The sequence below is a fragment of the Pseudomonas sp. TYF_14 genome, from assembly GCF_043105275.1.
GTDB classification, from domain to species: Bacteria; Pseudomonadota; Gammaproteobacteria; order Pseudomonadales; family Pseudomonadaceae; genus Aquipseudomonas; species Aquipseudomonas alloputida.
On record NZ_JBICLK010000054.1, the window covers coordinates 1 to 25,562 of the forward strand.

At 63.7% G+C, this 25,562-nt stretch carries 19 protein-coding genes; 9 read left to right on the forward strand and 10 right to left on the reverse strand.

All coding sequences use genetic code 11. The features are described from left to right. Positions 1-999 (forward strand): YifB family Mg chelatase-like AAA ATPase (locus ACF8O8_RS13680; protein WP_392509846.1); only part of this gene is annotated, 999 nt, incomplete at its 5' end. A gap of 68 nt (positions 1,000-1,067) precedes the next feature. Here ACF8O8_RS13680 and ACF8O8_RS13685 read toward each other — a convergent pair. Together ACF8O8_RS13685 and ACF8O8_RS13690 are read right to left on the reverse strand one after the other, a co-directional pair. Further along, the gene (locus tag ACF8O8_RS13685) at positions 1,068-1,436 is read right to left on the reverse strand and encodes a response regulator transcription factor (RefSeq protein WP_010955756.1); all 369 of its coding nucleotides are present in this window, start codon (positions 1,434-1,436) and stop codon (positions 1,068-1,070) included. Then, positions 1,433-2,425, reverse strand: coding sequence for a response regulator (locus tag ACF8O8_RS13690; protein WP_049588349.1), 993 nt, complete (start codon positions 2,423-2,425; stop codon positions 1,433-1,435). The genes ACF8O8_RS13685 and ACF8O8_RS13690 overlap by 4 nt, the downstream gene beginning before the upstream one ends. Before the next feature lie 239 nt (positions 2,426-2,664). On the opposite strand from ACF8O8_RS13690, the gene ACF8O8_RS13695 reads away from it, so the two are divergent. Next, positions 2,665-7,713: an AAA family ATPase gene (locus ACF8O8_RS13695; RefSeq protein WP_392509847.1), complete on the forward strand. Its 5,049-nt coding sequence runs from the start codon at positions 2,665-2,667 to the stop codon at positions 7,711-7,713. A gap of 88 nt (positions 7,714-7,801) precedes the next feature. Here the strand turns inward: ACF8O8_RS13695 and ycaC (ACF8O8_RS13700) are convergent, their stop codons facing one another. Together ycaC (ACF8O8_RS13700) and ACF8O8_RS13705 are read right to left on the reverse strand one after the other, a co-directional pair. Beyond that, positions 7,802-8,428, reverse strand: coding sequence for an isochorismate family cysteine hydrolase YcaC (gene ycaC, locus ACF8O8_RS13700; RefSeq protein WP_003253573.1), 627 nt, complete (start codon positions 8,426-8,428; stop codon positions 7,802-7,804). A gap of 71 nt (positions 8,429-8,499) precedes the next feature. Next, entirely contained in the window at positions 8,500-8,862 is a 363-nt protein-coding gene (locus tag ACF8O8_RS13705; protein WP_020192890.1) for an AraC family transcriptional regulator, read from the reverse strand. A 180-nt stretch (positions 8,863-9,042) separates the two neighbouring features. Here ACF8O8_RS13705 and ACF8O8_RS13710 point away from each other — a divergent pair, with 180 nt between their 5' ends. The 3 genes from ACF8O8_RS13710 to ACF8O8_RS13720 all read left to right on the forward strand — a co-directional run bounded on the left by ACF8O8_RS13710 (position 9,043) and on the right by ACF8O8_RS13720 (position 12,991). Continuing rightward, a complete protein-coding gene (locus tag ACF8O8_RS13710) occupies positions 9,043-10,029 on the forward strand; it encodes a GlxA family transcriptional regulator (RefSeq protein ID WP_392509848.1) in 987 nt (328 codons plus the stop codon). 198 nt (positions 10,030-10,227) lie between these two features. After that, positions 10,228-12,015 (forward strand): monovalent cation:proton antiporter-2 (CPA2) family protein, encoded by a 1,788-nt coding sequence (locus ACF8O8_RS13715; RefSeq protein WP_010955761.1) that lies wholly within the window; start codon positions 10,228-10,230, stop codon positions 12,013-12,015. Positions 12,016-12,697: 682 nt separating this feature from the next. Beyond that, a complete protein-coding gene (locus ACF8O8_RS13720; RefSeq protein ID WP_392509849.1) occupies positions 12,698-12,991 on the forward strand; it encodes a hypothetical protein in 294 nt (97 codons plus the stop codon). Positions 12,992-13,167: 176 nt separating this feature from the next. On the opposite strand, the gene ycaC (ACF8O8_RS13725) is transcribed toward ACF8O8_RS13720, so the two are convergent. After that, on the reverse strand, positions 13,168-13,797 hold the full coding sequence (ycaC, locus tag ACF8O8_RS13725; protein ID WP_010955763.1) for an isochorismate family cysteine hydrolase YcaC: 630 nt from the start codon (positions 13,795-13,797) through the stop codon (positions 13,168-13,170). 228 nt (positions 13,798-14,025) lie between these two features. Between ycaC (ACF8O8_RS13725) and ACF8O8_RS13730 the strand changes: the two genes are divergently transcribed. From ACF8O8_RS13730 to ACF8O8_RS13740, 3 genes are all read left to right on the forward strand, one after another. Further along, positions 14,026-14,937: a LysR substrate-binding domain-containing protein gene (locus ACF8O8_RS13730; protein WP_010955764.1), complete on the forward strand. Its 912-nt coding sequence runs from the start codon at positions 14,026-14,028 to the stop codon at positions 14,935-14,937. A 203-nt stretch (positions 14,938-15,140) separates the two neighbouring features. Continuing rightward, positions 15,141-16,403 (forward strand): OprD family porin, encoded by a 1,263-nt coding sequence (locus ACF8O8_RS13735; protein WP_392509850.1) that lies wholly within the window; start codon positions 15,141-15,143, stop codon positions 16,401-16,403. Between the two features lies 1 nt (position 16,404). Then, complete coding sequence (locus tag ACF8O8_RS13740) at positions 16,405-18,003, forward strand: MFS transporter (RefSeq protein WP_392509851.1); 1,599 nt, start codon at positions 16,405-16,407, stop codon at positions 18,001-18,003. A 177-nt stretch (positions 18,004-18,180) separates the two neighbouring features. Here ACF8O8_RS13740 and ACF8O8_RS13745 read toward each other — a convergent pair whose 3' ends face one another. From ACF8O8_RS13745 to ycaC (ACF8O8_RS13760), 4 genes are all read right to left on the reverse strand, one after another. After that, positions 18,181-20,163, reverse strand: coding sequence for an amidohydrolase (locus ACF8O8_RS13745; RefSeq protein ID WP_010955767.1), 1,983 nt, complete (start codon positions 20,161-20,163; stop codon positions 18,181-18,183). Between the two features lie 199 nt (positions 20,164-20,362). Then, positions 20,363-21,181: an alpha/beta fold hydrolase gene (locus tag ACF8O8_RS13750; protein ID WP_010955768.1), complete on the reverse strand. Its 819-nt coding sequence runs from the start codon at positions 21,179-21,181 to the stop codon at positions 20,363-20,365. 40 nt (positions 21,182-21,221) lie between these two features. Beyond that, complete coding sequence (locus tag ACF8O8_RS13755) at positions 21,222-21,530, reverse strand: hypothetical protein (RefSeq protein ID WP_020193757.1); 309 nt, start codon at positions 21,528-21,530, stop codon at positions 21,222-21,224. 117 nt (positions 21,531-21,647) lie between these two features. After that, a complete protein-coding gene (ycaC, locus tag ACF8O8_RS13760; protein ID WP_003253552.1) occupies positions 21,648-22,277 on the reverse strand; it encodes an isochorismate family cysteine hydrolase YcaC in 630 nt (209 codons plus the stop codon). A 320-nt stretch (positions 22,278-22,597) separates the two neighbouring features. Here ycaC (ACF8O8_RS13760) and ACF8O8_RS13765 point away from each other — a divergent pair, with 320 nt between their 5' ends. After that, entirely contained in the window at positions 22,598-24,025 is a 1,428-nt protein-coding gene (locus ACF8O8_RS13765; RefSeq protein ID WP_392509852.1) for a mechanosensitive ion channel domain-containing protein, read from the forward strand. A gap of 108 nt (positions 24,026-24,133) precedes the next feature. Here ACF8O8_RS13765 and ACF8O8_RS13770 read toward each other — a convergent pair whose 3' ends face one another. Then, positions 24,134-25,420 (reverse strand): FAD-binding oxidoreductase, encoded by a 1,287-nt coding sequence (locus tag ACF8O8_RS13770; RefSeq protein WP_010955771.1) that lies wholly within the window; start codon positions 25,418-25,420, stop codon positions 24,134-24,136. Positions 25,421-25,562 lie beyond the last annotated feature (142 nt).

Here is a 25,562-nt window from a genome sequence, read left to right on the forward strand (position 1 = left end):
GCCCACCTGAACGGCCAGGTGCCGCTGCCGCCCTACGCTGCCAACGGCCTGATCCTGCAGCAACGCCCCTACCCGGATTTGAGCGAAGTGCAGGGCCAACTGGCAGCCAAGCGCGCCTTGCTGCTGGCTGCGGCCGGGGCGCACAACCTGCTGTTCACCGGGCCGCCCGGCACCGGCAAGACCTTGCTCGCCAGCCGCCTTCCCGGGCTGCTGCCACCGCTGGACGAGCACGAAGCGCTGGAAGTGGCGGCAATCCAGTCGGTCAGCGGGAAAGCGCCGCTGAACAGCTGGCCACAGCGACCCTTTCGCCACCCCCATCACTCTGCGTCCGGCCCGGCGCTGGTCGGTGGCAGTAGCCGACCGCAACCAGGTGAAATCACGCTCGCCCATCACGGCGTGTTGTTTCTCGACGAGCTTCCGGAGTTTGAGCGGCGCGTACTGGAAGTGCTTCGCGAGCCACTGGAGTCAGGTGAAATCGTGATTGCCCGTGCCCGCGACAAAGTGCGTTTCCCCGCGCGTTTCCAGCTGGTGGCAGCGATGAACCCCTGCCCTTGCGGCTACCTGGGCGACCCCACTGGCCGCTGCCGTTGCAGCACCGAGCAGATCGCGCGCTATCGCAACAAGCTGTCCGGGCCACTGCTGGACCGCATCGACCTGCACCTGACCGTGGCTCGCGAGAGCACTACATTGAACAACCAGCCTTGCGGTGAAACCAGTGCCGATGTCGCCGTCAGGGTGGCTGAAGCGCGGGAGCTGCAGCACAGGCGACAAGGGTGTGCGAATGCATTTCTCGACCTTGAAGGTTTAAGGCATCACTGTGGGTTGGTAGCGGCGGACCAAGTCTGGCTGGAAGGGGCCTGCGAGCGGCTGACCTTGTCGCTACGGGCGGCGCACCGGTTGTTGAAGGTGGCGCGGACACTGGCGGACCTGGAGGGATGCGAGACGATTGGCCGGGCGCACCTGGCCGAGGCCCTGCAGTACCGACCGGGGAGCAGTTAGATTGCCAGGGTTGTGATGCCCCCCTGCAGGAGCGGGTTCACCCGCGAAGAGGCCGGCACAGCCATACCTCACTGACCGCCAGCCAAAGCCTCTTCAACCACCTTCAGCAGCACCTCTTCAGAAAACGGCTTGCCCAGGCAGGCCAGTGCCCCAAGGCCCATCGCTGCCCGTACCGAGCCATCGTCCCAATGTGCCGACATACAGATCACCGGCAAGCGCCACCCCCGCTGTGCCAGCTCACGCTGTACCTCCAGCCCGCTCATCCCCGGCATTTTCAGGTCCAGCAACACACAGCCCGCCTCGCCCGCCAGTGGCGAAGCCAGGAATGCGTGCCCGGCGGAAAACGACAAGGTCTCGAACCCCGCCGAGCGCAGCAGGTTGGCCAGGCTTTTGCGCACCGAGGCATCGTCGTCGACGATGCACACCCCTCTGCTCATGCGCCGCCCAGGCTCGCAGACCGCGCTCCGAGGAGGTTGTGCATGGCCGCAAGCTCCAGCAGCGAGCGGGACTGCATCTTGTTCATGATGTTCTTCTTGTGCACCTTGGTCGTCACCTCGCTGGTGCCGATCTGCCTGGCGATCTGCTTGTGCGACAAGCCGCCTACCACCAGCGAGAAGACCTGGCGCTCACGCTGAGTCAGGCGCTGGTACTTTTCCTCGACCTGCCGCGCCTGCAGCCACTTGTGGCCTTCGGCCACGGCCCGGGCGCGCACTGTCTGCAACAGGGTCAGCAACTGGTCTTCATCGAACGGCTTGGTCAGAAATTCCACCGCCCCGGCGCGCATGGCCTGGACGGTCATCGGGATGGTGCCGAAACCAGTCATGAACACGATCGGCCAGGGCAGCGCCAGCCGGCACAGCGCATCCTGTACCTCCAGGCCACTTGTGCCAGGCAAGTGCATGTCCAGCAGCAGGCAGGCACAGGGGGTTTCCAGGCGGGCCTCGAACAGCGCCTCGGCACTGGCAAACAAGTGGTGCGGGATGTCCTGCGAGCGCAACAGCCGGCCCAACGCGGTGCGCACCGACGAGTCGTCATCCACCACCAACACCGGCACATTCACGCGCTCATCGAGCGGCTCGACAGTCTCGGCCAGGCTGCGCAGCAACGACCTGCCCAATGCCTCACCAGGCTCCTCGAGGCTGATCTGCGCGGCCAGGCGATAGCCCCGGCGCGGAACGGTCTGGATCAGGCCACGGTCGCCAAAGGCCTTGCGCAGCAAGGACACCTGAACCTGCAAGTTATTGTCCTCGACCACCGTGCCGGACCACACCTGGCTGAACAACTCGTCCTTGCCGACCACGCGGCCCTTGGCCCTGATCAGCGTGGCCAGCACGTCGAAAGCACGCCCACCCAACAGGATCGGCTTGCCGTCGACAAAGACTTCGCGCCGCTCCAGCGACACCTGGGCATTGCCTATTCGGATCATGGCTTCCTCGCGCGGGCACGGGCGTTTTCGCTGCCCTGGGCAGCCTAGGCCAGCGTTGGCGTTCAGACAATTATCCCGAGGGATAGGTTGGCCCAAGGACTATACAAAAGCCCGCCTGCCCCAAGGGGACGATAACGGACAACAGCGTGCCCGTTCCTGCCAAGCAGGCTGTAACCCGCATCCATGCTGGGCCCGCTGCGTATACTCGCGCCTCAGGATGTCGCTAGCGGGGGTGCTTTATGCTCGATGAACGCCTTGCCCACAGGCCCATCGATTACGACCAGTCAATCGACGAGGGCTGGCTGAAGCGGTGCGAGGTCAGCGCGCTGGGCCAGGAAGGTGAACTCAGCTATTTCCGCCTGCGCGACCCAGCCACAAATCAGGCCTGGATCGCCGTGCGCGCGCCGCTCGAGGCCCCTTCCGCCTGTCAGCGCCTGGAACGTGACTACCGCCTGCAACTGGACCCGCAGTGGGCGGTGATCCCCTCGGCGTTCGTGCGCTCGGCCGAAGGCCCGTTGCTGGTGTACCCGGCCGGGCGCTCAGTCGCCGACCTGATCGCTGAAGGCCCTGCTGCACTGGAGCCGTTTCTCGACATCGCGGTGAACGCTGCCCATGCGTTGGCGCAAGCGCACGAACGCAATGTGCTGCACGGTACATTGCAGCCTGAACATGTGTACCTGCGCGCCCACCAGCGGGTGCGCCTGGGCTTCTTTCGTGCCGACCCAGCAGAGCGGATCAGCGAACAGGGCACCCCGCTCGGCAACTGGGCCTACCTGGCGCCGGAGCAGGTTTGCCCGCACGGTAGCAGCAGCGACCGACGCAGTGACATCTATGCCCTGGGGGCAATCCTCTACCAGTTACTGGTAGGCGAACTGCCGCTGGCCGGGCGCGACACCCTGCACTGGCGACAGCTGCATGCTGGTGTGCAGCCGCGGGCGGCCAGCGAAGCGGACAGCAAGGTGCCGCACTCCCTCAGCCTGGTCCTGGCAAAGGCCTTGGCCAAAGAGCCGGACGCCCGCTACCAGAGCGCGCGCGCCTTTGCAGTGGACTTGGCTCACTGCCAGCGGCAGTGGGCCGCCCACAAAACCATGGCACCCTTCACCCCAGGCTGCGCCGACCCGGTAGCGCCCGGCCACGCGCGCCTGTTTGGCCGCGGCGCCGAGCAAAAGGCTATCACCCTGCTGCTCAAGGCCTTGAATCGCGATAGCAAACCACAAGCCCTGGTCATCAACGGCGCTGCTGGCATGGGCAAGTCGAGCCTGGTCGAAGCCGCTCTCAAGGCCAACGCCGAAGGTTACTGGGCCGTCGGCAAATGCAACAGCCACACCCAAGCAGTGCCCTACACGCCCTGGATCGAAATACTCAGTGCCCTGACTACCCAGTTGCTGGCCAAGAACAGTCAGGACCTCGTCACCCTGCGCCGCGAAATCCAGCGCCGCATCAAAAGTCATGGTCGTCTGCTCGGCAAACTGGCCCCGGACCTGCAACTGATTCTCGGCCCCCTGCCCCAATTACCCGCCAAGCCCACGCGCCTTGCGTTGCAGAAGGAACTGCACGCGATCATTGAATTCCTGCAGGTTTTCAGCCGGCCTGGCCAACCGCTGGTGCTGTTCTTCGACGACCTGCAATGGGCCGACGACGCCACCCGGCAACTGTTGGCCCAACTGCTGGCTGAAGCGCCGGCCAACCTGCTGCTGATTTTCACCCGGTGCAACGATACGCCCACCACCAGCGCACCGCTGGCCATACCCGCAGCGGTGCGCAGCACCACGCTGAACCTGCGGCCGCTGGCCGTTGGGGCGGTGGCCGAGCTGATTGGCGAGCGCTTCCATGTTGCCCCCGAGGCCGCATTTCAACTGGCCGAACGGGTGCATGGCAAGACGGCGGGCAACCCGTTTTTCATCAACCAGATCCTCAGGGCCATGGTCGAAGACCAGCTGTTCATCTTCGACACCCAGGCCATGCGCTGGTCTTGGTGCCTGCAGGCCGTGGCCCGGCACTGCTACTCCGACAATGTCGCCGACCTGATGGTCCACCGTCTGGAGCGCCTGCCGGCACCGCAACGCGACCTGTTGCGGGTCGTCAGCGCGGCGGGCAGCCACTGCGATGAACACCTGCTTCGGCAAGTGCTCGCCCAACCGCCAGGCGAACCCTTGAAAGCCTTGATTGGCGCTGGCTTCCTGCAACCGGGCCAGAACGGCTTGGGCTTCACTCATGACCGGGTGATGGAGGCCGCTTATGCACTCACGCCCGTGCACCAGCGCGCCTCGCTGCATGCACGTATCGCCCTGGCCATGCGCCAGGCTTGGCCAGGGCGAACGCACGAGGTGTTGTTCGAGCTCGCCAGCCAGCTACAACGCGCCAGCCCCTGCGGGTTTGCAGCGGATGACTGCGAAGCGTTCCTGCAGCTTTTACGCGAAGCCGCATCATGCGCACGCGACGCGGGCACCTTCGAGCAGGCCGCTGGTTACCTGCACACCGCCGAGCAGTTGCTGCAGCACAGCGCCACGCTGGAAAGCCGCGCCACGCATGGCTTTGCCATCGCCTGCATGGCGACGGAGTGCGACATGCAACTGTCACGCACGATCGCGGCCGAGGCCCGCCTCACTGAATGCCGCCAGCGTGCTCGCTCGGTGTTGGACCAGGCACGGGCGTGCCGGCTACAGGCGCTGCTGTACACCTTGCGCGGTGACTATCAGGCGGCCATCGACAGCGCCCTGGCCGGCCTGGACTTACTGGGTATCAGCCCGGTGCGGGGCCTCGACTGGCAGCAGGTCGAGGCCAGTCATGCCCATGTGCAGGCGTTGATCGAACAGAAGGACCGGCATTGCCTGGAGTCACTGCCGCGCACCGACTCGGAGGAAGTGACGGTTGCCATCAGCCTGCTGGCCACTCTGTCATCATCCTTCTTCGTGAAGGACGACATCAGCTTCCTGCACCTGGCCAAGCTCATGGAGTTGTCGCTACTGCACGGCGTTGCCCCTGGCAGCACCTACGGCATGGCCTGGTACGGCGTGATGATTGCCGAGCGTTTTGGCGCTTACCATGATGGCCATGCCTGTTGCCTGGCCGCGCTCAAGCTGATCGAACGGCACGGTTTCGACGCTGATCTGACCAGCGCGCTGCTGGCCCTGGATCAGGTCAGCGCCTGGACCTCGCCCATGGAATTCGCCCGACGTACCGCGCTGGACGCGGTCGACTCGGCGCGCCTGAGCGGTGACCTGGCGATGAGCTGCTATGCCTGCAACCACCTGGTTTCAGATTCGCTGTTCATGGGCCGCTACCTGCCGGACGTGGTCGAGGAAGTGGCGCAAGGCCTGGCCACTGTACGTCGCCACGGCTACGGCGATATCGAGCAGATCCTGCTGGCACAGCAAGCGTTCGTCGCCAACCTGAGCGGCACGCCCTGCCCCGCCCCGGCCACCGCCTCGAAGTCGCCCACCACGCGGTTCTTCCAACACCTGTTCGCCGCCATGTGCGCCTTCTACATGGGCAATATCCCAAAGACCATGCGCGACCTGGCATTGGCCGGCGACAACACCTGGGCCGCACCGGCGCACATCAACCTGGCCGACTATCACCTGTTCCGCGGCCTGGCCCTGGGCAGCCCCGAGGCCCACGGCAGCCTTGCCGACAAGCTGCGCGAGCTGCAGGCCCTGCGCGAGCGATTCAGCCGCTGGGCCGGCTTCAACCCGGCCACCTTCCGCAGCAAGCAGTTGCTAATCGAGGGCGTGATCGCCAAGCTCGAAGGCGACGGCCTGGCCGCGATCCGCTGCTTCGACCAGGCGCAAATCGCCGCCACCGCTGCCGGCTTCATCCACGAGCAGGCGCTGGCCCATGAACAGCTGGCCGAGGTGTGCATCCCCAGCGGCCTGATCTCGGGCGCCAACCTGCACCTGCGCATTGCCCGCGACTGCTTCCACATCTGGGGCGCGACCGGCAAGGTGCACCAGTTGGAGACGTTGCATCCGTTTTTGCGTACCCAGCCGATTCAGGAGACCTATCGCGCCACCCACCAGGCCAGGCTGGACCTCGAAGCCGGCATCGAAGCCGCGCGGGCGCTGTCCGAAGAAGTGCTGCTCGAAGGCCTGATCGAAACCCTGATGGGCCACCTGACCCAGCACTCCGGTGCCGACCATGGCGCGCTGCTGATTGTAAGCGGCGCCGAATTCCAGATGGCCGCCCTGGCCTACATCGACGATGCCGGGCTGCACGTGAGCATGGACAACTGCCAGAAGTTCATGACCCAGGCACCGTTGTCGGTCATCAACACCACCATGCGCACCCGCAAACCGCTGGTGCTCAACGATGCCCTCAGTGAGTGCCCGGAGGCCTTCCGCCAACAGCTGCAGGCGCGCAACGCCCGCTCGGTGCTGTGCCTGCCGCTGGTGATCCAGGGCGTGCTGATCGGCCTGGTGTACCTGGAAAACCGCCTCGTGCCCAACCTGTTCGGCAGTCAGCGCCTGGCCATGCTGGAAATCCTCGCCTCGCAGGCAGCGGTGTCGCTACAAACGGCCAAGTTCTACACGCGCCTGGCCGAGGAAAACCAGATCCGCACCCAGATGGAGGCCGAGTTGCGCCGCTCGCGTGCGGAACTGGCGCGCAGTGCGCACTTGCAGGCGATGAATGAGCTGTCAGCGTCCATCGCCCACGAGATCAGCCAGCCGCTCCTGGGCATCGCCTCCAATGCCGCGGCCAGCCTGCGCTGGCTGAAACGCACCAAACCCGACCTGGAAGAAGCGATTGCCGGCCTGGAAGACATCCGCAACGACAGCGAACGGGCCGGCAACATCGTGCGGGCGCTGCGGTCCCTGGCCAAGCAGTCACCGATGCAACTCAAGGCGGTGAAGCTGGACGAATTGATCCGCGAGGTGGTGCGCCTGACCTCGGCCGACGCCGCCAAGGGCAAGGTGGATGTGCAGACACGGTTGAAGGCCGGGGTGTGCGTGACAGCCGACCCGGTGCAGTTGCAGCAGCTGGTGTTCAACCTGATTACCAATGCCCTGGAAGCGTTGGCGGGGTATCGCTGTGACGGGGTGCTGAAGATTACGTCGGCGGTAGTCGAGGACGAGGTGGAAATCTGCGTGGACGACAACGGGCCGGGGATCGCGGCGGACGAGCGTGAGCGCGTATTCGATGCGTTTCATACCACCAAGACCGGTGGCATGGGGATGGGCTTGGCGATCTGTAGTTCGGTGGCTCAGGCCCACGGCGGGCAGCTGCAGGCGCTGGTGTCGCAGTTGGGTGGATGCCGGATTCGTGTCAGTCTGCCTTTGAATCACGCATAGCCTGTGCCGGCCTCTTCGCGGGTAAACCCGCTCCTACGGTCGGCTGTAGGGGCGGGTTTACCCGCGAAGAGGCCAGTACAGGTTTACATCAGCGCGAGGCCAGCGCTGCGTAGCTGTTCATCAGGTTGCGGTAGTTGGGGATACGCTGCGACAGCAGGTTACCCAGCCCTTCGATGTCGTTGCGCCAGTCGCGGTGCAGTTCGCAGGCCACCGAGAACCAGTTCATCATCTGCGCACCCGCCTGGGTCATGCGTACCCAAGCCGCTTGCTGCACGGTTTCGTTGAAGGTGCCCGAGGCATCGGTCACCACGAACACTTCAAAGCCTTCCGCCAGCGCCGACAGGGTCGGGAAGGCCACGCACACATCGGTCACCACACCGGCGATGATCAGTTGCTTGCGGCCCGTGGCCTTGATTGCCTTGACGAAGTCTTCGTTGTCCCAGGCGTTGATCTGGCCGGGACGGGCAATGTACGGCGCATCCGGGAACATCTCTTTCAGCTCGGGCACCAGCGGGCCATTCGGGCCTTGCTCGAAGCTGGTGGTGAGGATGGTCGGCAGGCCAAAGAACTTGGCCAGGTCGCCCAAGGCCAGCACGTTGTTCTTGAATTCGTTGGGCGAAAAATCCTGCACCAGCGAGATCAGACCGGTCTGGTGGTCGACCAGCAGCACCACGGCGTCGTCTTTGTTCAGGCGCTTGTAATCGGGTTGGCTCATGGGGTGACTCCTTGGGTTGGGATAACGGGCCGGCACTGTCCGCAGGGGTTATACCGGTGGATAGCATTGGCTTAAGAAAGTGTCTGCGCCTGCCGCCAGGCCTTGGGTGGCTGGCCGACCAGGCGGCTGAAAGCACGGGTGAAATGGGCCTGGTCACAAAAGCCGCATTCCAGGCTCACGTGGGTGATAGGCGCCTCGGTGGCAAGCAAGCGCTTGGCCTTTTCCATGCGCGCCAGCAGGCGCCAGGCCTGCGGCGAAAGGCCGGTGTTGACTTTGAACGCGCGGGAAAAATGGCTGCGGGTAAGGTTGCATACCGCGGCGATCTCGATGATCGACAACGGGCTATGCAACATCAGCTCCTTGGCCCGGCGCAGCCGCGCGGGCGTGAGTGCGCCGGGGGTTTGCAGCGGCGCTTCGGGCGTCCCAGGGTACATGGCGACTCTCCTGTTCAATGCAGAAAGTCTCGCCCCCGGCACATGACGAAGTCCTGAGCCAAACCTGAATTGTTGTTAATTGTGCGCTGCTGGCCCTGGGCGTTTTGCCGATACCTTAAGATGCGTTTCGTATTCAGCTTCTGGCCGCTACCCGCGGTCGGCATTCAAGGCGAAAGAGGTATGCAGGAAAAACCCGCCCACCGCACCGTGGCCATGGTGCTGTTCAACGATGTGTTACTGCTGGATGTCACCGGTCCCATGGATGCATTCGCCATCGCCAACCGGTTCTTGCCTGCAGCACGGCAATATCGGCTGCTGACCTTGGCCGAGGGGCAAGCAGTGGTACGCGGCTCATGCGGCCTGAAGGTAGTGGCCGACCGGCGCCTGGAAGACTTGCCGGAGGCCGTCGACCTGTTGCTGGTGCCGGGCGGCCCTGGGGCCTATGACATCGCCCTGCCAGGGATCGAGCGCTGGCTGCCCAAGGCCGTGCGCCAGGCAAAGCGCTTCGGTGCCATCTGCACCGGGGTGTTCCTGCTGGGGCGGGCCGGGTTACTGAATGGCTATCGCTGCACCACCCACTGGAACTACGTGGAGCGCCTGGCACAGGCGTTTCCCGAAGCCAAGGTGGAGACCGAGCAGATTTACGTGATGGACCGCTGCCTGATCACCTCGGGCGGTATCACAGCAGGGATCGACCTGGCACTGGCGGTGGTCGCCGAGGACCATGGCAAGGCGCTGGCCCTGGAAGTAGCCAAGGTACTGCTGGTAGCCCGCCACCGTCAGGGTGGGCAGACACCCTACGGGCCATTGCTGGCTGCGGTACCACGCGATGACTCGCCGATTGCCCGGGTGCAGGCCTATATCGTCGACCACATCGATCAGGCGTTCACCGTGCAGAAAATGGCCGAACTGGTGGCCATGAGCGGGCGTAACTTTGCCCGGACGTTTCTGCGCGAGGTGGGCATTACGCCGCTGCAGTACCTGCAGAATGCGCGCATCGACCGTGCGCGCAAGCTGCTCGAATGCGGTGACCTGCCGATGAAGGTGGTGGCGGCGCAGTGCGGGTTTGGCAGTGATCGACACATGCGCAAGGTATTCTTTGAGCGAATTGGCATGACGCCGGCGCAGTATCGGGCACAGTTTGGTGGCGGTGAACAGTCCGATTAGCGCTGCCTTCTTCGCGGGCGCGCCCGCTCCCACAGAGATAGCACAGGCCTTGAGCCCAGGTAAGCGCCGGCACCGATCGTCACTCTGAACAGGACAATGTTTCTTCCCGTCAGATGATTGTCTGACCCCACCCCACCCCTCAGAATTGTCCGTCAAACTGTTCGAACGCTGCCCCGGCAGCTCATGGAGTACGAGCCAATGCCACACGAAGGCAGCCTTCTACAAACCGCGGTGATCTTCCTGCTTGCCGCCGTCCTCGCCGTCCCTCTGGCCAAGCGCCTGCAACTGGGTGCCGTGCTCGGCTACCTGCTCGCCGGTGTGGTCATAGGCCCGCAAGCACTTGGCCTGATCCGCGACACAGAAAGCGTGGCGCACATTTCCGAACTGGGCGTGGTTTTGCTGCTGTTCATCATCGGCCTGGAACTGTCGCCCAAACGCTTGTGGCTGATGCGCAAGTCGGTGTTTGGTGTCGGCACTGCCCAAGTGGTGCTGACCGGCGCAGTCATCGGCGCCATCGCCCTGTTCGGCTTCAGCCAGACGCTACCAGCAGCCATCGTGCTCGGTCTGGGCCTGGCGCTTTCGTCCACCGCCCTTGGCCTGCAGAGCCTGGCCGAGAGCAAGCAGCTCAATGCACCGCACGGCCGTCTGGCGTTCGCCATCCTGTTGTTCCAGGACATCGCCGCGATCCCGCTGATCGCCTTGGTACCGCTGCTGGCCGCCAGTGGCCCGGACACCAGCCAAGGCGACAGCCTGCAACACGGCCTGAAGGTATTCGCCAGCATCGCCGTGGTGATCATCGGCGGTCGCTACCTGTTGCGCCCGGTGTTCCGCACCGTGGCCCGCACCGGCCTGCCAGAAGTGTCTACTGCCACCGCACTGCTGGTAGTGATCGGCACCGCCTGGCTGATGGAAGAAGCGGGTATCTCCATGGCCCTTGGCGCTTTCCTCGCCGGCCTGCTGCTGGCCGACTCGGAATACCGTCACGAGCTGGAATCGCAGATCGAACCCTTCAAGGGCCTGCTGCTGGGGCTGTTCTTCATCAGCGTGGGCATGGGCGCCAACCTGCGCCTGCTGCTGGAAATGCCACTGGTGGTGCTGGGCCTGACCCTGTTGCTGGTGGCCGTGAAGCTGCTGTTGCTGATAGGCGTCGGCCGCTTGGTCGGCGGCCTGAACAGCGCCAGCGCCCTGCGCCTGGGCATGGTGCTGGCGGCCGGTGGCGAGTTCGCCTTCGTGGTGTTCAAGCTGGGCAAGGACCAAGGCCTGTTCGATACCCAGACCTACGACCTGCTGCTGATGACCATTACCCTGTCAATGGCCATCACCCCGCTGCTGATGCTGGGTTGCGCCCGCGCCCTCAAACGCCCGCAACCGGCGCGTGAAGTGCCCGAGCAGTACAAGCAGATCCAGACGGATACACCGCGGGTGGTGATCGTCGGCATGGGCCGCATGGGCCAGATCGTCGCGCGCATCCTGCGGGCACAGAAGATCCCGTTCATTGCCCTGGAAACCTCGGTGGACACCATCGAGATGACCCGCATGTTCGAACAGGTGCCGGTGTTCTACGGCGACCCGCTGCGCCCGGAGGTGTTGCACGCCGCCAAGGTGGGTGAAGCGGAGTATTTCATCATCACCATTGATGACCCTGAAGCCGCCATTCATACCGCCGCACGGGTGAAGCGTCTGTACCCTCACCTGAAGGTGCTGGCCCGGGCGCGTAACCGCCAGCATGTGCACAAATTGGCGGATGTGGGCGCCGAGCCGATTCGCGAGACGTTCTACTCCAGCCTGGAAATGACCCGCCGGGCACTGGTGGGGTTGGGCCTGAGCGATGAACAGGCGGCGGACCGCATTGCACGGTTTACCCAGCATGACGAAGAGGTGCTGGAGGCCCAGGGGCAAGTGCGTGATGACCGGGCCAAGGTGATGCAGACGGCCAAGGAGGCGCGGGTGGAGCTGGAGCGGTTGTTTGATTCGGATGCGGACTGAGGCCTTTTGGCGCATGCCTTGAGGGTTGTAGTGCCTGTGAGATCGAGCGCCGCCCGCGCGGCGCTTCGCGAGCAAGCTCGCTCCTACATCTGTTTCGGGCCAGTATCGCCTGTGCCTGCGCGCGCGACCGCCTTGTTTGTACGACACGATATCGAGCCATGCGCCAAAGCGTTCGCGCGCAAATCCCACAGGAATAATTGGCCCGAAACAAATGTAGGAGCGAGCTTGCTCGCGATGCGCCGCGCGGGCGGCGCTCGATCTCATGGGCGCCCAAAAACTATCGCCAGGCACCTAGAAGCCATCATGCAATTTCCTGACGATCACCTCGCCGCCATTACGCACAAAAAACCATCACAAGATCGTCTAATTCTCAGCGGGGTCCTACTTCCCCGCGAACCATTTCCTACGTTCGCGCCAATCCCGAGGAATTATCCTACGCATCGTGTCGACGCCCGTCTGATTGTCCGGGAAAGGCCTGCTCTCTAGGCTGACCAGGTCGCTGTCGGTTCAGCGATCGGGTGTGGAAACCCGTCTGATCTGAGGTGCTGTCTTCAATGGCAGTTGTGCGCGGGAGGCCGTATGGCCTACCGGGTTGCCTCTCACCGGTTTTCCACCCCGCGTACAACTGCCACCCTTCGCGTGGAAACGGATGGTTGCAGTACAACCTAGAGAGCTTACTGCAATGAAAAAGATTGTTCCGGATCCCCCCCTCCCCAACACCACCCAACGCTCTTTCAGCCGCTGCGATGCCGGCCATCCTGCATTGTTTACCGTAAACCCCGGCGTCTCGGCCCACGATGCCCTGGTGCATGTCGCCCAATACCTGCGCGGCGCCTACGACTGTGGCTACAAAGCCCTGGAGCATCTGGATGACACAGGCAAGAGCCTGTTCTGGAGCAACCTGAACGCACTCGAAATGGCAGAAGGGTTGGTTGAGGCATTGCTGGATGGGATTGAGTCACAGCCCATGAACTGAGTCGCCTGCACCGACCCTTTCGCGGGCACGCCCGCTCCCACAGGTACTGCACTGGCGTTGAATCTTGCGCGATCCCTGTGGGAGCGGGCTTGCCCGCGAAGAGGCCGGTACAGCAAACAAGAAAGGCCGGCTCCCTACAGAGAGAGCCGGCCTTTGTGCACGTTGCTGGTGGTTGATTACTTACCCGCAGTCAGCGCGTTATAGCTGGTCATCAGGTTGCGATAATCCGGAATGTGGTTGGAGCAAAGTGCAGCCAGCCCTTCGACATCGTTGCGCCAGTCGCGGTGCAGCTCGCAGGCCACGCCGAACCAGGTCATCAGTTGGGCACCCGCCTGGCTCATGCGGTCATGCGCGGCATCACGGGTCATCTCATTGAAGGTGCCGGAAGCATCGGTCACCACGAATACCTCAAATTCTTCCTCCAAGGCCGACAGCGCCGGGAACGCCACGCAAACCTCGGTCACAACACCTGCAATGATCAGCTGCTTCTTGCCGGTCGCCTTCACCGCCTTGACGAAATCCTCGTTGTCCCAGGCGTTGATCTGGCCAGGGCGGGCAATGTACGGCGCATCCGGGAACAGGGCTTTCAGTTCCGGCACCAGCGGGCCGTTGGGGCCTTGCTCGAAGCTGGTGGTGAGGATGGTCGGCAGGTTGAAGAACTTGGCCAGGTCAGCCAGCGCCAGCACGTTGTTCTTGAACTTGTCTGGCTCGATATCGCGCACCAGCGACAGCAGGCCAGCCTGGTGGTCAACCAGCAGTACGGCAGCGTCGTCTTTGTTCAGGCGGTTGTAGGTGAATTTGCTCATGGTCTGTGCTCCTAAGGGTTATGAACTTTTCAGCAATCCGGGGTGTTTCGCGTTGATGGGCACAGATTAAAATCATCACCTTTGCGGCGGTAGTTAGCAGAATCTGGCTTTAGCGTTCTGATTTATGAACGATGGATTTGTAGGGGCTGTGTCGGCCTCTTCGCGGCTAAAGCCGCTCCTACGAGCGAAGAGGCCGGTACAGGCAACCCAATACCCGGAGACCGATCATTGGAAGACCTCAACTCCCTCTACTACTTCACCCAGGTCGTCGAACATGGCGGCTTCGCCCCGGCCGGGCGGGCGCTGGACATGCCCAAGTCAAAACTCAGCCGGCGAATCGCCGACCTTGAAGACCGCCTGGGTGTGCGGCTGTTGAACCGCACCAGCCGCCACTGCTCGCTGACCGAAATCGGCCAGGCCTATTACAACCGCTGCCTGGCCATGCGCGTGGAGGCCGAGGGCGCGGCGGAAATCATCGAGCGCAACCGCAGCGAACCGCGCGGCCTGGTGCGCATCAGTTGCCCGACCACCCTGCTCAACTCCTGGGTCGGGCCGATGCTGACCCGCTACATGCTCAAGTACCCGCAGGTGGAGCTGTTCATCGAAAGTACCAACCGCCGTGTCGACCTGTTGCACGAGGGCTTCGACATCGCTCTGCGGGTGCGCTTTCCGCCGCTGGAGAACACTGACATGGTGATGAAGGTGCTGAGCAACAGCACCCAGTGCCTGGTCGGCCAGCCTCAATACCTGGCGCAACTGCCCAAAGGGTTTGACCCACAGCTGCTGGGCACACTACCCAGCGTGCATTGGGGCAGTGCACAGCGCGAGTACCAGTGGGAACTGTTCCAGGGTGAGGACAACAGCCGCAGCATCGTCATCCCGCATACACCACGCATGGTGACTGACGACCTGTTTGCCCTGCGCCATTTCGTGGTGGCCGGAGTGGGGATCGCCCACTTGCCGCGGGTGGCGGTGCGTGAGGATCTGGCGGCGGGACGTCTGGTTGAGCTGATTCCGGACTGGCACCCGCGTTGCGGTATCGTGCATGCGATCTTCCCATCGCGACGTGGGTTGCTGCCTTCGGTGCGAGCGCTGATCGATCATCTGGCTGAGGAGTTCGCCATCAGCGACATGGCTTGAGTGCCTGGCTGGCTGAGCCGGCCTCTTCGCGGGCATGCCCGCTCCCACAGGTATTGCACAAGGCTCGGGGCCAGTGGCAAACCCGTAGGAACGCGCGCGCCCGCGAAAAGGCCGGCACAGGTAAACCGCTCCCCCAGCACACCCTTACAAGACCCCTGGCCTATCCTTGCTCCACAGTCCCGGATCATCCCCCGGAGCTCCCCATGATCCGCGCCACACACGGACCAGGCCGCGCCCTGCTCGCCACCCTCGCCCTCTGGCCGGCGCTGAGCCACGCCGAAGCGCCCGGCTGGTCGCTGCTCAGCCGCAACTATTTCCTGCACAGTGACTTCCGCTCGCCCTCCGGCAGCGGCCAGAACTATCGCCAGGAATGGGCCCAAGGCTTCATCGGCGAGGTGCGTTCCGGTTTCACCGAAGGCACTGTCGGCGTCGGCATCGATGCCCATGGCTTTCTTGGCCTCAAGCTCGACGGCGGCCGCGGCCATAGCGGCACCGGCCTGCTGCCACGCGACAGCGATGGCCGCGCCGAGTCCGAGTACTCCAGCGCCGGTGCCGCGCTCAAAATGCAGTTAGGCAACACCCAACTGCGCTATGGCGAGATGATGGTGGAAACCCCGGTGTTCGACACCGGTGACAAACGCCTGCACCCGGAATACGCCACCGGCTGGTGGGTGGAAAACACCGACCAGCCCGACTGGCGCCTGCAGGCCGGGCGTTTCACTGCCTTCAACAACCAGGACAACAGCTCCACCCACGACGACTTCAGCGGCTACGGCGCGACCACCCACAACCGGGCCATCAGCCTGGCCGGTGCCACCTTCGCACCCAACGGGCCGTTCGGCGCCGCACTGTATGCCGGGCAACTGGAAAACACCTGGCGACAGGCCTACCTCAACCTGAACCTGGCCCAAGGCAACTGGCGCCTGGACGGCAACCTGTACAAAACCCGCGATACCGGCAACGCCAGCGCCGGGGCGATCGACACCCTCGCCTATAGCCTGCTGGCCAAGTACAGCTTCGGCGCCCAGGCGCTTAGCCTGGCCTACCAGAAGGTCGAGGGCGACACCCCGTTCGACTTCGTCGGCGGCGACTCCATCTACCTGGCCAACGCGATCAAGTACGCCGACTTCAACGGCCCTGGCGAGCACTCGTGGCAACTGCGCTATGACCTGAACTTCGCCACCCTCGGCGCACCTGGCCTGAGCCTGATGGGCCGCTATGTCAGCGGCCGCGGCATCGACGGCAGCCATGCGCCTGCGGGCGGCGCCTATGTGAACCAGTACGGCGACGGCGGCAAGCACTGGGAACGCGACATCGACCTGAAATACGTGGTGCAGTCGGGGGCTGCCAAGGACCTGAGCCTGTCGTTCTCCCACGTCAGCCACCGCGCCAACCAAGCCCAGGCGGGCGATGATATCGACCGCGTCTACCTGATCATCGAATACCCACTCAAAGGCAGCTTCTGACATGAGTACATCCCCTTCAGGTGCCTGGAGCCCGTTGCGTAACACCACCTTCCGCATGCTGTGGATCGCCACCATCGCCTCCAACATCGGCACCTGGATGCACGAGGTGGGCGCCGGCTGGCTGATGACCACGCTGTCGGCCAGCCCGCTGCACGTGGCGTTGATCCAGGTAGCCGGCTCGTTGCCGATGTTCTTCCTGGCCCTGCCGGCGGGCGCAGCGGCGGACATCGTCGACAAACGCCGCTACCTGTTGCTGGTGCAACTGTGGATGTCTTGCGTAGCGGTTGTGCTGGCGGCCCTGACCTTGCTCGGGATGATGAACGTCACCTTACTGCTGGTGCTGACCCTGGCACTGGGCATCGGCACAGCGCTGATGATGCCGGCGTGGAGCGCACTGACACCGGAACTGGTGGGCAAGGAGGACCTGGCCAACGCGGTGGCGCTTTCCAGTGTCGGCATCAACGTGTCACGGGCCATCGGCCCGGCACTGGCGGGGGTGGTGGTGAGCATGGTCGGCCCGTGGCTGACCTTTGCCCTGAATGCCATCTCGTTCGCGGGTGTGATCCTGGTGTTGTTCCTGTGGAAGCGCGAGGTGAAGGAACCACTGCTACCGGCCGAACGCTTCGTTGGCGCCATGCGCACTGGGCTTCGCTTTGCCCGCAGTGCCAAGCCTTTGCAGGCCGTGATGCTACGCGCGTTGGCGTTCTTTTTCTGCGCCAGCGCCGGCACTTCGCTGCTGCCACTGATCGTGCGTGGCGAGATGCACGGCACTGCAGCGGACTTCGGCCTGCTGCTGGCGGCCATCGGTATTGGCGCAGTGGCGGGTGCCACCTTGCTGCCGCGCCTGCGTGAGCGCATCAGCCGTGACCGGCTGGTGTTACTGGCCAGCCTGCTGTATGCCCTGTTCCTGCTGGCCCTGGCGTTGGTGCGCAATTTCTATGCGCTGCTGCCCGCGATGCTGCTCAGCGGCGCGGCGTGGATCGCGGTGCTGTCCAACCTGCAGGTGGCTGCACAGACTTCGGTGCCAGCCTGGGTAAGGGCGCGGGCTTTGTCGGTATACATTCTGATTTTCTTCGGCGCCATGGCCTGTGGTGGCCTGCTGTGGGGCACGCTGGCCAGCCATGCAACGCTCACCTTCAGCCTGCTGGTGGCCGCAGGCGGCCTGGCGCTGGGTACCTTGCTGACCTGCAAGGTGGCGCTGCCGGAAACCGAGGCAGAGGAGCTGACGCCGTCGCTGCATTGGCCGGTGCCGGTGTTGAGCGATGATATGGACAAGGAAGCCGGACCGGTGATGGTCACCGTCGAGTACCACATCGCCCCCACCAAGGCCGAGGCCTTCCAGCAGGCGGCGCGGGAGCTGGAAGCGATGCGCAAGCGCAATGGCGCATTGTCGTGGGGGTTGATGCGGGACAGTGCTGATCCGGCGTTGTGGCTGGAGTTCTTCTTCGAGGAATCGTGGCTGGAGCATCTGCGGCATCACCACCGGGTGACCCGTGGTGAACTGAAGATCGAGGCGCGGGTCAGGATGCTGCAGACCGATGGGGTTGAAGTGCGGATTCGGCATCTATTGGCTGGTGGGGAGCATAAGGCACACCATTGATGCCGGCCCTTACGGCCCATTCGCGGGTGAACCCGCTCCTACACATGATCTGCGGTAGACACACACCGGACGTTGGAAACAGGCCGTTGTAGGAGCGGGTTTACCCGCGAAAGGGCCGGCACTGAAGACACAAGAAAGGGGCCAGTTATTGGCCCCCGTTCGTCACATCAGCTCAGCTTAGAAAGCGAAGCACGAACAGCCCAGCGCCCCCCAGAAGCCCTGGAAGTCATTTACCGGCACGCTCGAATGCCGCGCCTTTTCGTGGCTGTGCGCATGCACACCACAAGGCCCGCTGCACTGGTGCACCGCGGCTGCCAACGATGGCGTACCGACACGCCAGTGCCCAGGCACCTTGGTCACCGGCGACCACTCCGGCAGCACCGGCACCTGCGGTGGGCCAAACTTGTCGAACTCGCCAGCACCGTACACCACCTTGCCATCAACGATGGTCAGCACCGACTCGATGCCCTTGATCGCCTCTTCATCGACACTGAAGAAGTCCAGCGACAATGCTGCCAGGTCAGCCAGCTGGCCCACCTTGATCTGGCCTTTCTTGCCTTGCTCACTGGAGAACCAGGCGCTGCCCTGGGTGAACAGTTGCAGCGCGGTGTCACGGCTCAGGCCTTCCGGGTACAGCTCCATGCCACCGACCGTCTTGCCGCTGACCAGCCAGTACAGTGAGGTCCATGGGTTGTAGCTGGACACCCGAGTGGCATCGGTACCCGCGCCAACCGGCACGCCCATCTCGAGCATGCGTTTGATCGGCGGGGTCTGCTCGGCGGCCTTGGCGCCGTAGCGGTCGACGAAGTACTCACCCTGGAAGGCCATGCGGTCCTGGATGGCAATACCACCGCCCAGCGCACGCACGCGCTCGATGTTCTGCGGGGTGATGGTTTCGGCGTGGTCGAAGAACCAGGGCAGGCCGTTGAATGGAATGTCGCGGTTGACCTTCTCGAACACGTCGAGCATGCGCGTGATCGATTCGTTGTAGGTGGCGTGCAGGCGGAATGGCCAGCGCTGCTCGACCAGGTGGCGCACCACCGGCTCCAGTTCTTCTTCCATGGTCTGCGGCAGGTCCGGGCGCGGCTCGAGGAAGTCCTCGAAGTCGGCGGCAGAGAACACCAGCATTTCGCCCGCGCCATTGTGGCGCAAGAAGTCGGTACCGCTGTGCAGCTTGACGCTGGAGGTCCACTTCTTGAAGTCGTCCAGTTCTTCCTTGGGCTTCTGGGTGAACAGGTTGTAGGCGATGCGTACGGTCAATTGATCGTTGTCGGCCAGCTCCTGGATCACGGAGTAGTCGTCGGGGAAGTTCTGGTAGCCGCCGCCGGCGTCGATGGCGCTGGTCAGGCCCAGCCGGTTGAGTTCACGCATGAACTGGCGAGTGGAGTTGACCTGATACTCCAGCGGCAGCTTAGGCCCCTTGGCCAGCGTGGCGTAGAGGATCATCGCGTTAGGGCGGGCGATCAGCATGCCGGTGGGGTTGCCGAACTTGTCGCGCTGGATCTCGCCACCTGGCGGGTTCGGCGTTTCCTTGGTGTAGCCGACGGCCTTGAGCGCGGCGCGGTTGAGCAACGCGCGGTCGTACAGGTGCAGCAGGAACACCGGGGTGTCGGGTGCGGCCTGGTTGATTTCCTCCAGGGTGGGCATGCGCTTTTCGGCGAACTGGTATTCGTTCCAGCCACCGACCACGCGCACCCACTGCGGGGTAGGCGTGCGCGCAGCCTGGTCCTTGAGCATGCGCAGGGCATCGGCCACTGACGGTACCCCTTCCCAACGCAGCTCGAGGTTGTAGTTCAGACCGCCACGGATCAGGTGCAGGTGCGAGTCATTGAGGCCCGGGATCACCGTGCGCTGCTTGAGGTCGATGATCTGCGAGGCTGCGCCCTTGTGGGCCATGGCCTCGGCGTCGCTGCCCACGGCGATGAAGCGGCCGTCCTTGATGGCGACGGCGGTCGCGGTGGGCTTTTCGCGGTCAACGGTGTGCAGTTTGCCGTTGAACAGAATCAGGTCGGCGGTCATGGAACCTCCTTGCGTGGATGCGTGAGCGGAACCGGCTTGGCCGGTAAAAGGCAATGCGGACCAGAGTGCGCCAGCGGCACCAAGCACAGTGCTGGTGGCGAGGAACTGGCGACGGGTCTTGTCGTTGCGATCCTGGGACATGGGCTTCTCCGACTAGGGGCCGGCAGGGGGACTGCGAAGCATGCCGGTTGATGCAAGGCCTGGGCTTGAATGGATGTGCGGTGGGTTGAAGAAGGTTAGCCCTGGTCAAGCTTTTTGCTGCCTGGGCCGGCCTCTTCGCGGGTAAACCCGCTCCTACAACGTCTGTAGGAGCGGGTTTACCCGCGAATGTTTCCCACAATTACCGCTGAAGGAACGCCAGCAAGTCCTCATTCAGCTGCTGCGCATGAGTCACTGCAAAACCGTGCGGCGCCCCGGCATACACCTTCAGCTCGGCGCCACGAATCAGCTCCGCCGCCTGCTTGCCAGTGGTCTCGAACGGCACAATCTGGTCGTCATCGCCATGGATCACCAACGTCGGCACATCGACCTTGGCCATGTCCGGACGGAAATCGGTCTCCGAGAAGGCCGTCACACAATCCAGGGTGCCTTTGATGGACGCCATCAGCGCAATGTTCAGGGTCTGCGTCTGCACACCCTGGGACACCTGCTGCCCATGGTTCAGGCCGTAGAACGGCGTGGCGAAATCGGCGATGAACTGCGCGCGGTCGGCACGCAGGCCGGCCCGGATGCCCTCGAACACCGACAGGTCGACACCGTCAGGGTTATCGTCACGCTTGCCGAACACTGGCGTCACCGCGCCCAGCAACACCAGCCCGGCCACCCGCTCGCTGCCGTGGCGGGCGATATAGCGGCTGACATCACCGCCCCCCATCGAGAAGCCCACCAGGGTGACGTCGCGCAGGTCGAGGTGCTCGATCAACTGGGCAATGTCATCGGCGAAGGTGTCGTAGTCGTAACCGTTCCACGGCTGGCTCGAGCGGCCGAAACCCCGGCGGTCGAAGGCGATGGCGCGGTAACCGCGGCTGGCCAGGAACTCCATCTGCGAATCCCACATGTCGGCATCCAGCGGCCAGCCGTGGCTGAACAGCACGGGCTTGCCGCTGCCCCAGTCCTTGAAATAGATCGAAGTGCCATCGCGGGTAACGAACGTGCTCATAGCGGTATCTCCTTGAAAGTGTCGAGATGAAGGCGTCGGCTCAGCCGCGCAGCCAGTTGGCGCAGCGGCGGGTTACCCAAGGCATGATGTAGAACACCACGGGCAGGATGACGAACAGGTTGACGATCAGGTTGCCGGTAATCACGCCGCCCAGCTGCGGGAAGCGCGCAAACAGCGGCGCCAGCAGTTGCGGGATGACCATGGTCATCGGGCAGATCACCAGGTAGGTCAGCAGTGCCTGCTTCCAGCGCGGCGGTTGCGCTGCCGGGGTGCCCGGCGAGCCATCAAGCACCTTGTGTTGCAGGCATACGGTGACCACTTCGCGGTTGTCATGGAGTGCGGTGTTCATCGGCGTTCCTTGGGATGAGCTTGCCCGCATCCACTGTGCTACGGCGGACGGGCGCTGGATTGAATAGGTGTGCTGCCCTGGGCGGGCACCGATTGGCGGTGCCCGCGGCAATTGCGCTTACTTGTTGGCGTTGAAGGCGTTGTAGCTGGTCATCAGGTTGCGGTAGTCCGGGATGTGGTTGGAGCACAGCGCGGCCAGGCCTTCGATGTCGTTGCGCCAGTCGCGGTGCAGCTCACAGGCCACGCCGAACCAGGTCATCAGTTGCGCACCTGCCTGGCTCATGCGGTCGTGGGCGGCGTCGCGGGTCATGGCGTTGAAGGTACCGGAGGCATCAGTGACCACGAACACGTCGAACTCTTCTTCCAGGGCCGACAGGGCCGGGAAAGCTACGCACACTTCAGTCACAACGCCGGCGATGATCAGTTGCTTCTTGCCAGTGGCCTTCACGGCCTTGACGAAGTCTTCGTTGTCCCAGGCGTTGATCTGGCCAGGGCGGGCAATGTAAGGGGCGTCCGGGAACAGGGCTTTCAGCTCTGGCACCAGTGGGCCGTTGGGGCCTTGCTCGAAGCTGGTGGTAAGAATGGTCGGCAGGTTGAAGAACTTGGCCAGGTCGGCCAGGGCCAGCACGTTGTTCTTGAACGCGTCCGGCTCGATGTCCCGCACCAGGGACAGCAGGCCCGCCTGGTGGTCAACCAGCAGTACAGCGGCGTCGTCTTTGTTCAGGCGGTTGTATTTGAAGTGGGTCATGGGGGTAGCTCCTAAGGGTTTTGATGTTCAGTAAGTTGGGTGTTTCGCGTTGATGGGAGAAGATTAAAACCACCACCTTTGGAGCGGTAGATAGTGGTTTTTGCCTTTAGCGTTCTGTTTTAGGAACGATAGATTGGCGTTGGTTTTGCTGGCCTCTTCGCGGGCACGCCCGTTCCCACAGGGATCGCACAAGATTCAAAACCAGCGCTTTACCTGTGGGAACGGGCAAGTCGCGAAGGGGCCAGCACAGGCTTGCATTGCCTGCCTGGCAAACCTGCTCTATTACTACCCACAGCCCTCCCCTCACCCCCGAGATCACCATGCTGGCGTTCATCCAGTCGTCCCCGTTGTTGCTCGGTTGCGCCTTGATCCTGCTCGACCTCGTGCTTTGGCAACTGATCCCCATTCAGCACCATGCCTGGCGCATCAGCGCGCGCCTGGTGATCTTCCTGCTGTTCAGCTCAGTGCTGATGGCCGCTGGCATGAGCCCGCTGCAACCACCGCCGTGGCCCGACGATGTCTCGCGCAACCTGATGGCCACGGTATTGGCCATCGGCTGGTGGCTGTTCGGTGCGCGCACGGTAACCGTGGTATTCGGCCTGTTGCTGGTGGCCCGTGGCAGCCATGGCGGGCGCTTGCTGCAGGATGTGCTGGGGGCGTTGATCTTCCTCGCCGCCGTGGTCGCGGCCGCAGGCTACGTGCTGCAACTGCCGGTAAAGGGCCTGCTGGCCACCTCCGGGGTAATGGCCATCGTCATCGGCCTGGCGCTGCAGAGCACACTGGCTGACGTCTTCAGCGGCATCGTGCTGAACACCACGCGGCCCTATCAGATTGGCGACTCAATCTCCATTGACGGCACCGAAGGCAAGGTCCTGGATATCGACTGGCGCGCCACGCGCCTGCTGACCGGAACCGGCAGCCTGGCGGTGATCCCCAACTCGGTAGCGGCCAAGGCGCGGCTGCTCAACCACAGTCGCCCGGCCGATGTGCACGGGGTATCGATCAGCGTGGTGGTCCCGGCCAAGGTGCGGCCCAAGCGCGTGTTCGATGCGCTGGAAAAAGCCTTGCAGGGCGTCAGTGCCATCCTTGCAACCCCGAAGCCGAAGGTGACGGTAAAGGCCTCGACTCTGGAGTCGGTGGAGTACGAGGCCAGCGGCTTCGTGGCCGATGCGGGCGCCAAGGGCGATGCACGTAACCAGCTGTTCGACCTGGCGCACCGGCACCTGGAGGCCAGCGGGGTGATGTGGAACGTCGACCTGGCCGTGCCGCCGCGCAGCCGCCAGCGCGAGGTGCTGGATGAGGTGCGAGTGTTCCGCTCGCTGAGTGACGAAGAGCGCGATGCGTTGAGCCAGCGCATGACTGCAGTCGAGTACCTGGCGGACCAGGTGATCCTGGGGGTGGGCGAGCATTCCGATCATCTGCTGGTGATTGGCAGCGGTGTGGTATCGGCCTCGGTGCGCGACGGAGACAAACTGTTGGAAGCCGGACGCATGGGGCCGGGTGAGGTGCTGGGGATCGAGGGGATCATCGACGAAGAAGATTCGCTGGCCGAATTCCGCACGCTGACCAGTTGCGTGCTGTACCGGATCGACAAGGAACAGGTGAAGAGCTGTTTGCAGCAGCGTGGCGAAGTGCAGACGGCGTTGAGCAAATTGCAGCGGTTCCGGCGGCAGAGCCGGGAGTCGTTGTTGTTGCAGAAGCCGGCTTCAATCAAGAAGGGTGGCTTCCTGAGTTGGTTGCACAAGTGAGCCTGTGCCGGCCTCTTCGCGGGTAAACCCGCTCCTACAAGTAGTGCACCGCCTGAGAGGGCTGTGGTGAACCTGTAGGAGCGGGTTTACCCGCGAAGAGGCCAGTACTTACAACACAACCCTCAGGCACTGCCCCGCGTGGTACAGCGAAAAACCGGACTCATAGAACGCTGTCCGCAGCGAAGGCGCGCTCACACCGCTCATCGGCGAAAACGGAATCGGCAGGCTGTCCGCCTCGCCCTTGAGCAGGAACTCGGCAAACGCCCGGCCAATCACGGTGCCGGTCGTGTTACCCCGCCCGTTGTACCCAGTCACCGCCACCAACCCAGGCGCCGGCTCGAACAGGCGCATCAGGTGGTCAGGGGTGAAGTCGATGCAGCCGGTCCAGTGCATTTCCCACTCGACCTTGCCCAGCTCCGGGTAATAGTGGCTCTGGATGCGATCGGCCCAGCTGCGCACGAACCAGGCTGGCTTGTTGTCGACCCGGCCCAGGCTGCCGAGCAGCAGGCGGCCCTGATCGTCGCGGCGGATGCTGCTGAGCACGGTGCGGGTGTCCCACGAACCTTGGCCATGTGGCAGTACCTTGTCGGCTGCGATGCCCTGCAGCGGTTTGGAGGCTACCTGATAGTAATAACCGCGGAAGAACTGCTTCTGCAGGTTGCTCCAGTCACCTTCGGTGTAGGCGCCGGTGGAAATCACCACCTTTTCGGCGCGCACAGCGCCACGCGCAGTCTTCACTCGCCAGCCATCACCTTCACGCTCCAGGCCTTCGACCGAAGACTGCTGGAAAATCTTGCCGCCCAGGCGCGTTACAGCAGCCGCCAGGCCCTGGGTGTAGCCCATGGGGTTGATGGTGCCAGCACGGCGATCAAGCAGCGCAGCGGAAATCTTGTCGGTACCGCAGTATTCCTGGCACTGGGCACCGGTCAGCAGCTCGACGTCGGCACCTCGGCGGCGCCATTGTTCGTGACGCGCTTCGAGGTCGGCGATACCGGTGGCGTTGTGCGCCATGTGCAGCGTGCCTTTGTGCTGGGCCTGGCAGTCGATGCCGAGGCGCTCGATCATGGCGAACACTTCAGCCGGGGCTTCGCCAAGCACCTTGTTCAGGCGGCTACCCTGCTTCTGGCCAAGGGTGGCCTCGACGTCGTCGGGGCGGATCCACGTGCCGGCGTTGACCAGGCCTACGTTGCGCCCGGAGCCACCGTGGCCGATCTTCCAGGCCTCCAGCACGATCACCGACTTGCCCTGTTCGAGCAGGTGGATGGCCGCCGACAGGCCGGTAATACCGCCGCCGATCACACAGACATCGGCCTTGTGCTCACCGGCCAGGGCCTGGGCGGCGACGGTCGGTTTGCTGACGTGTTCCCACAAGCATTGTTGACGCAGTTCGGACATGGCCGGCTCCAGCAATTTGTTCTTGTTGGGGCCGCAGGGCGGCCCTTTCGCGGGTAAACCCGCTCCTACAGGGGTCGGTGTCGCTTGGACGAACCCTGTAGGAGCGGGTCTACCCGCGAACCGGGGGCCAGGCCCCCGGCCA

Excerpts from the sequence above, each read along its gene's own strand:
- ACF8O8_RS13690 (WP_049588349.1), bottom strand. The coding sequence starts at position 2,425 with ATGATCCGAATAGGCAATGCCCAGGTGTCGCTGGAGCGGCGCGAAGTC.
- ACF8O8_RS13750 (WP_010955768.1), bottom strand. The coding sequence starts at position 21,181 with ATGAGCACGTTCGTTACCCGCGATGGCACTTCGATCTATTTCAAGGAC.
- ycaC (WP_003253552.1), bottom strand. The coding sequence starts at position 22,277 with ATGACCCACTTCAAATACAACCGCCTGAACAAAGACGACGCCGCTGTA.
- ACF8O8_RS13735 (WP_392509850.1), top strand. The coding sequence starts at position 15,141 with ATGATCCGCGCCACACACGGACCAGGCCGCGCCCTGCTCGCCACCCTC.
- ycaC (WP_003253573.1), bottom strand. The coding sequence starts at position 8,428 with ATGAGCCAACCCGATTACAAGCGCCTGAACAAAGACGACGCCGTGGTG.
- ACF8O8_RS13770 (WP_010955771.1), bottom strand. The coding sequence starts at position 25,420 with ATGTCCGAACTGCGTCAACAATGCTTGTGGGAACACGTCAGCAAACCG.
- ACF8O8_RS13705 (WP_020192890.1), bottom strand. The coding sequence starts at position 8,862 with ATGTACCCTGGGACGCCCGAAGCGCCGCTGCAAACCCCCGGCGCACTC.
- ACF8O8_RS13695 (WP_392509847.1), top strand. The coding sequence starts at position 2,665 with ATGCTCGATGAACGCCTTGCCCACAGGCCCATCGATTACGACCAGTCA.
- ACF8O8_RS13685 (WP_010955756.1), bottom strand. The coding sequence starts at position 1,436 with ATGAGCAGAGGGGTGTGCATCGTCGACGACGATGCCTCGGTGCGCAAA.
- ACF8O8_RS13765 (WP_392509852.1), top strand. The coding sequence starts at position 22,598 with ATGCTGGCGTTCATCCAGTCGTCCCCGTTGTTGCTCGGTTGCGCCTTG.
- ACF8O8_RS13720 (WP_392509849.1), top strand. The coding sequence starts at position 12,698 with ATGAAAAAGATTGTTCCGGATCCCCCCCTCCCCAACACCACCCAACGC.
- ACF8O8_RS13715 (WP_010955761.1), top strand. The coding sequence starts at position 10,228 with ATGCCACACGAAGGCAGCCTTCTACAAACCGCGGTGATCTTCCTGCTT.
- ACF8O8_RS13710 (WP_392509848.1), top strand. The coding sequence starts at position 9,043 with ATGCAGGAAAAACCCGCCCACCGCACCGTGGCCATGGTGCTGTTCAAC.
- ACF8O8_RS13740 (WP_392509851.1), top strand. The coding sequence starts at position 16,405 with ATGAGTACATCCCCTTCAGGTGCCTGGAGCCCGTTGCGTAACACCACC.
- ACF8O8_RS13745 (WP_010955767.1), bottom strand. The coding sequence starts at position 20,163 with ATGTCCCAGGATCGCAACGACAAGACCCGTCGCCAGTTCCTCGCCACC.
- ACF8O8_RS13755 (WP_020193757.1), bottom strand. The coding sequence starts at position 21,530 with ATGAACACCGCACTCCATGACAACCGCGAAGTGGTCACCGTATGCCTG.
- ycaC (WP_010955763.1), bottom strand. The coding sequence starts at position 13,797 with ATGAGCAAATTCACCTACAACCGCCTGAACAAAGACGACGCTGCCGTA.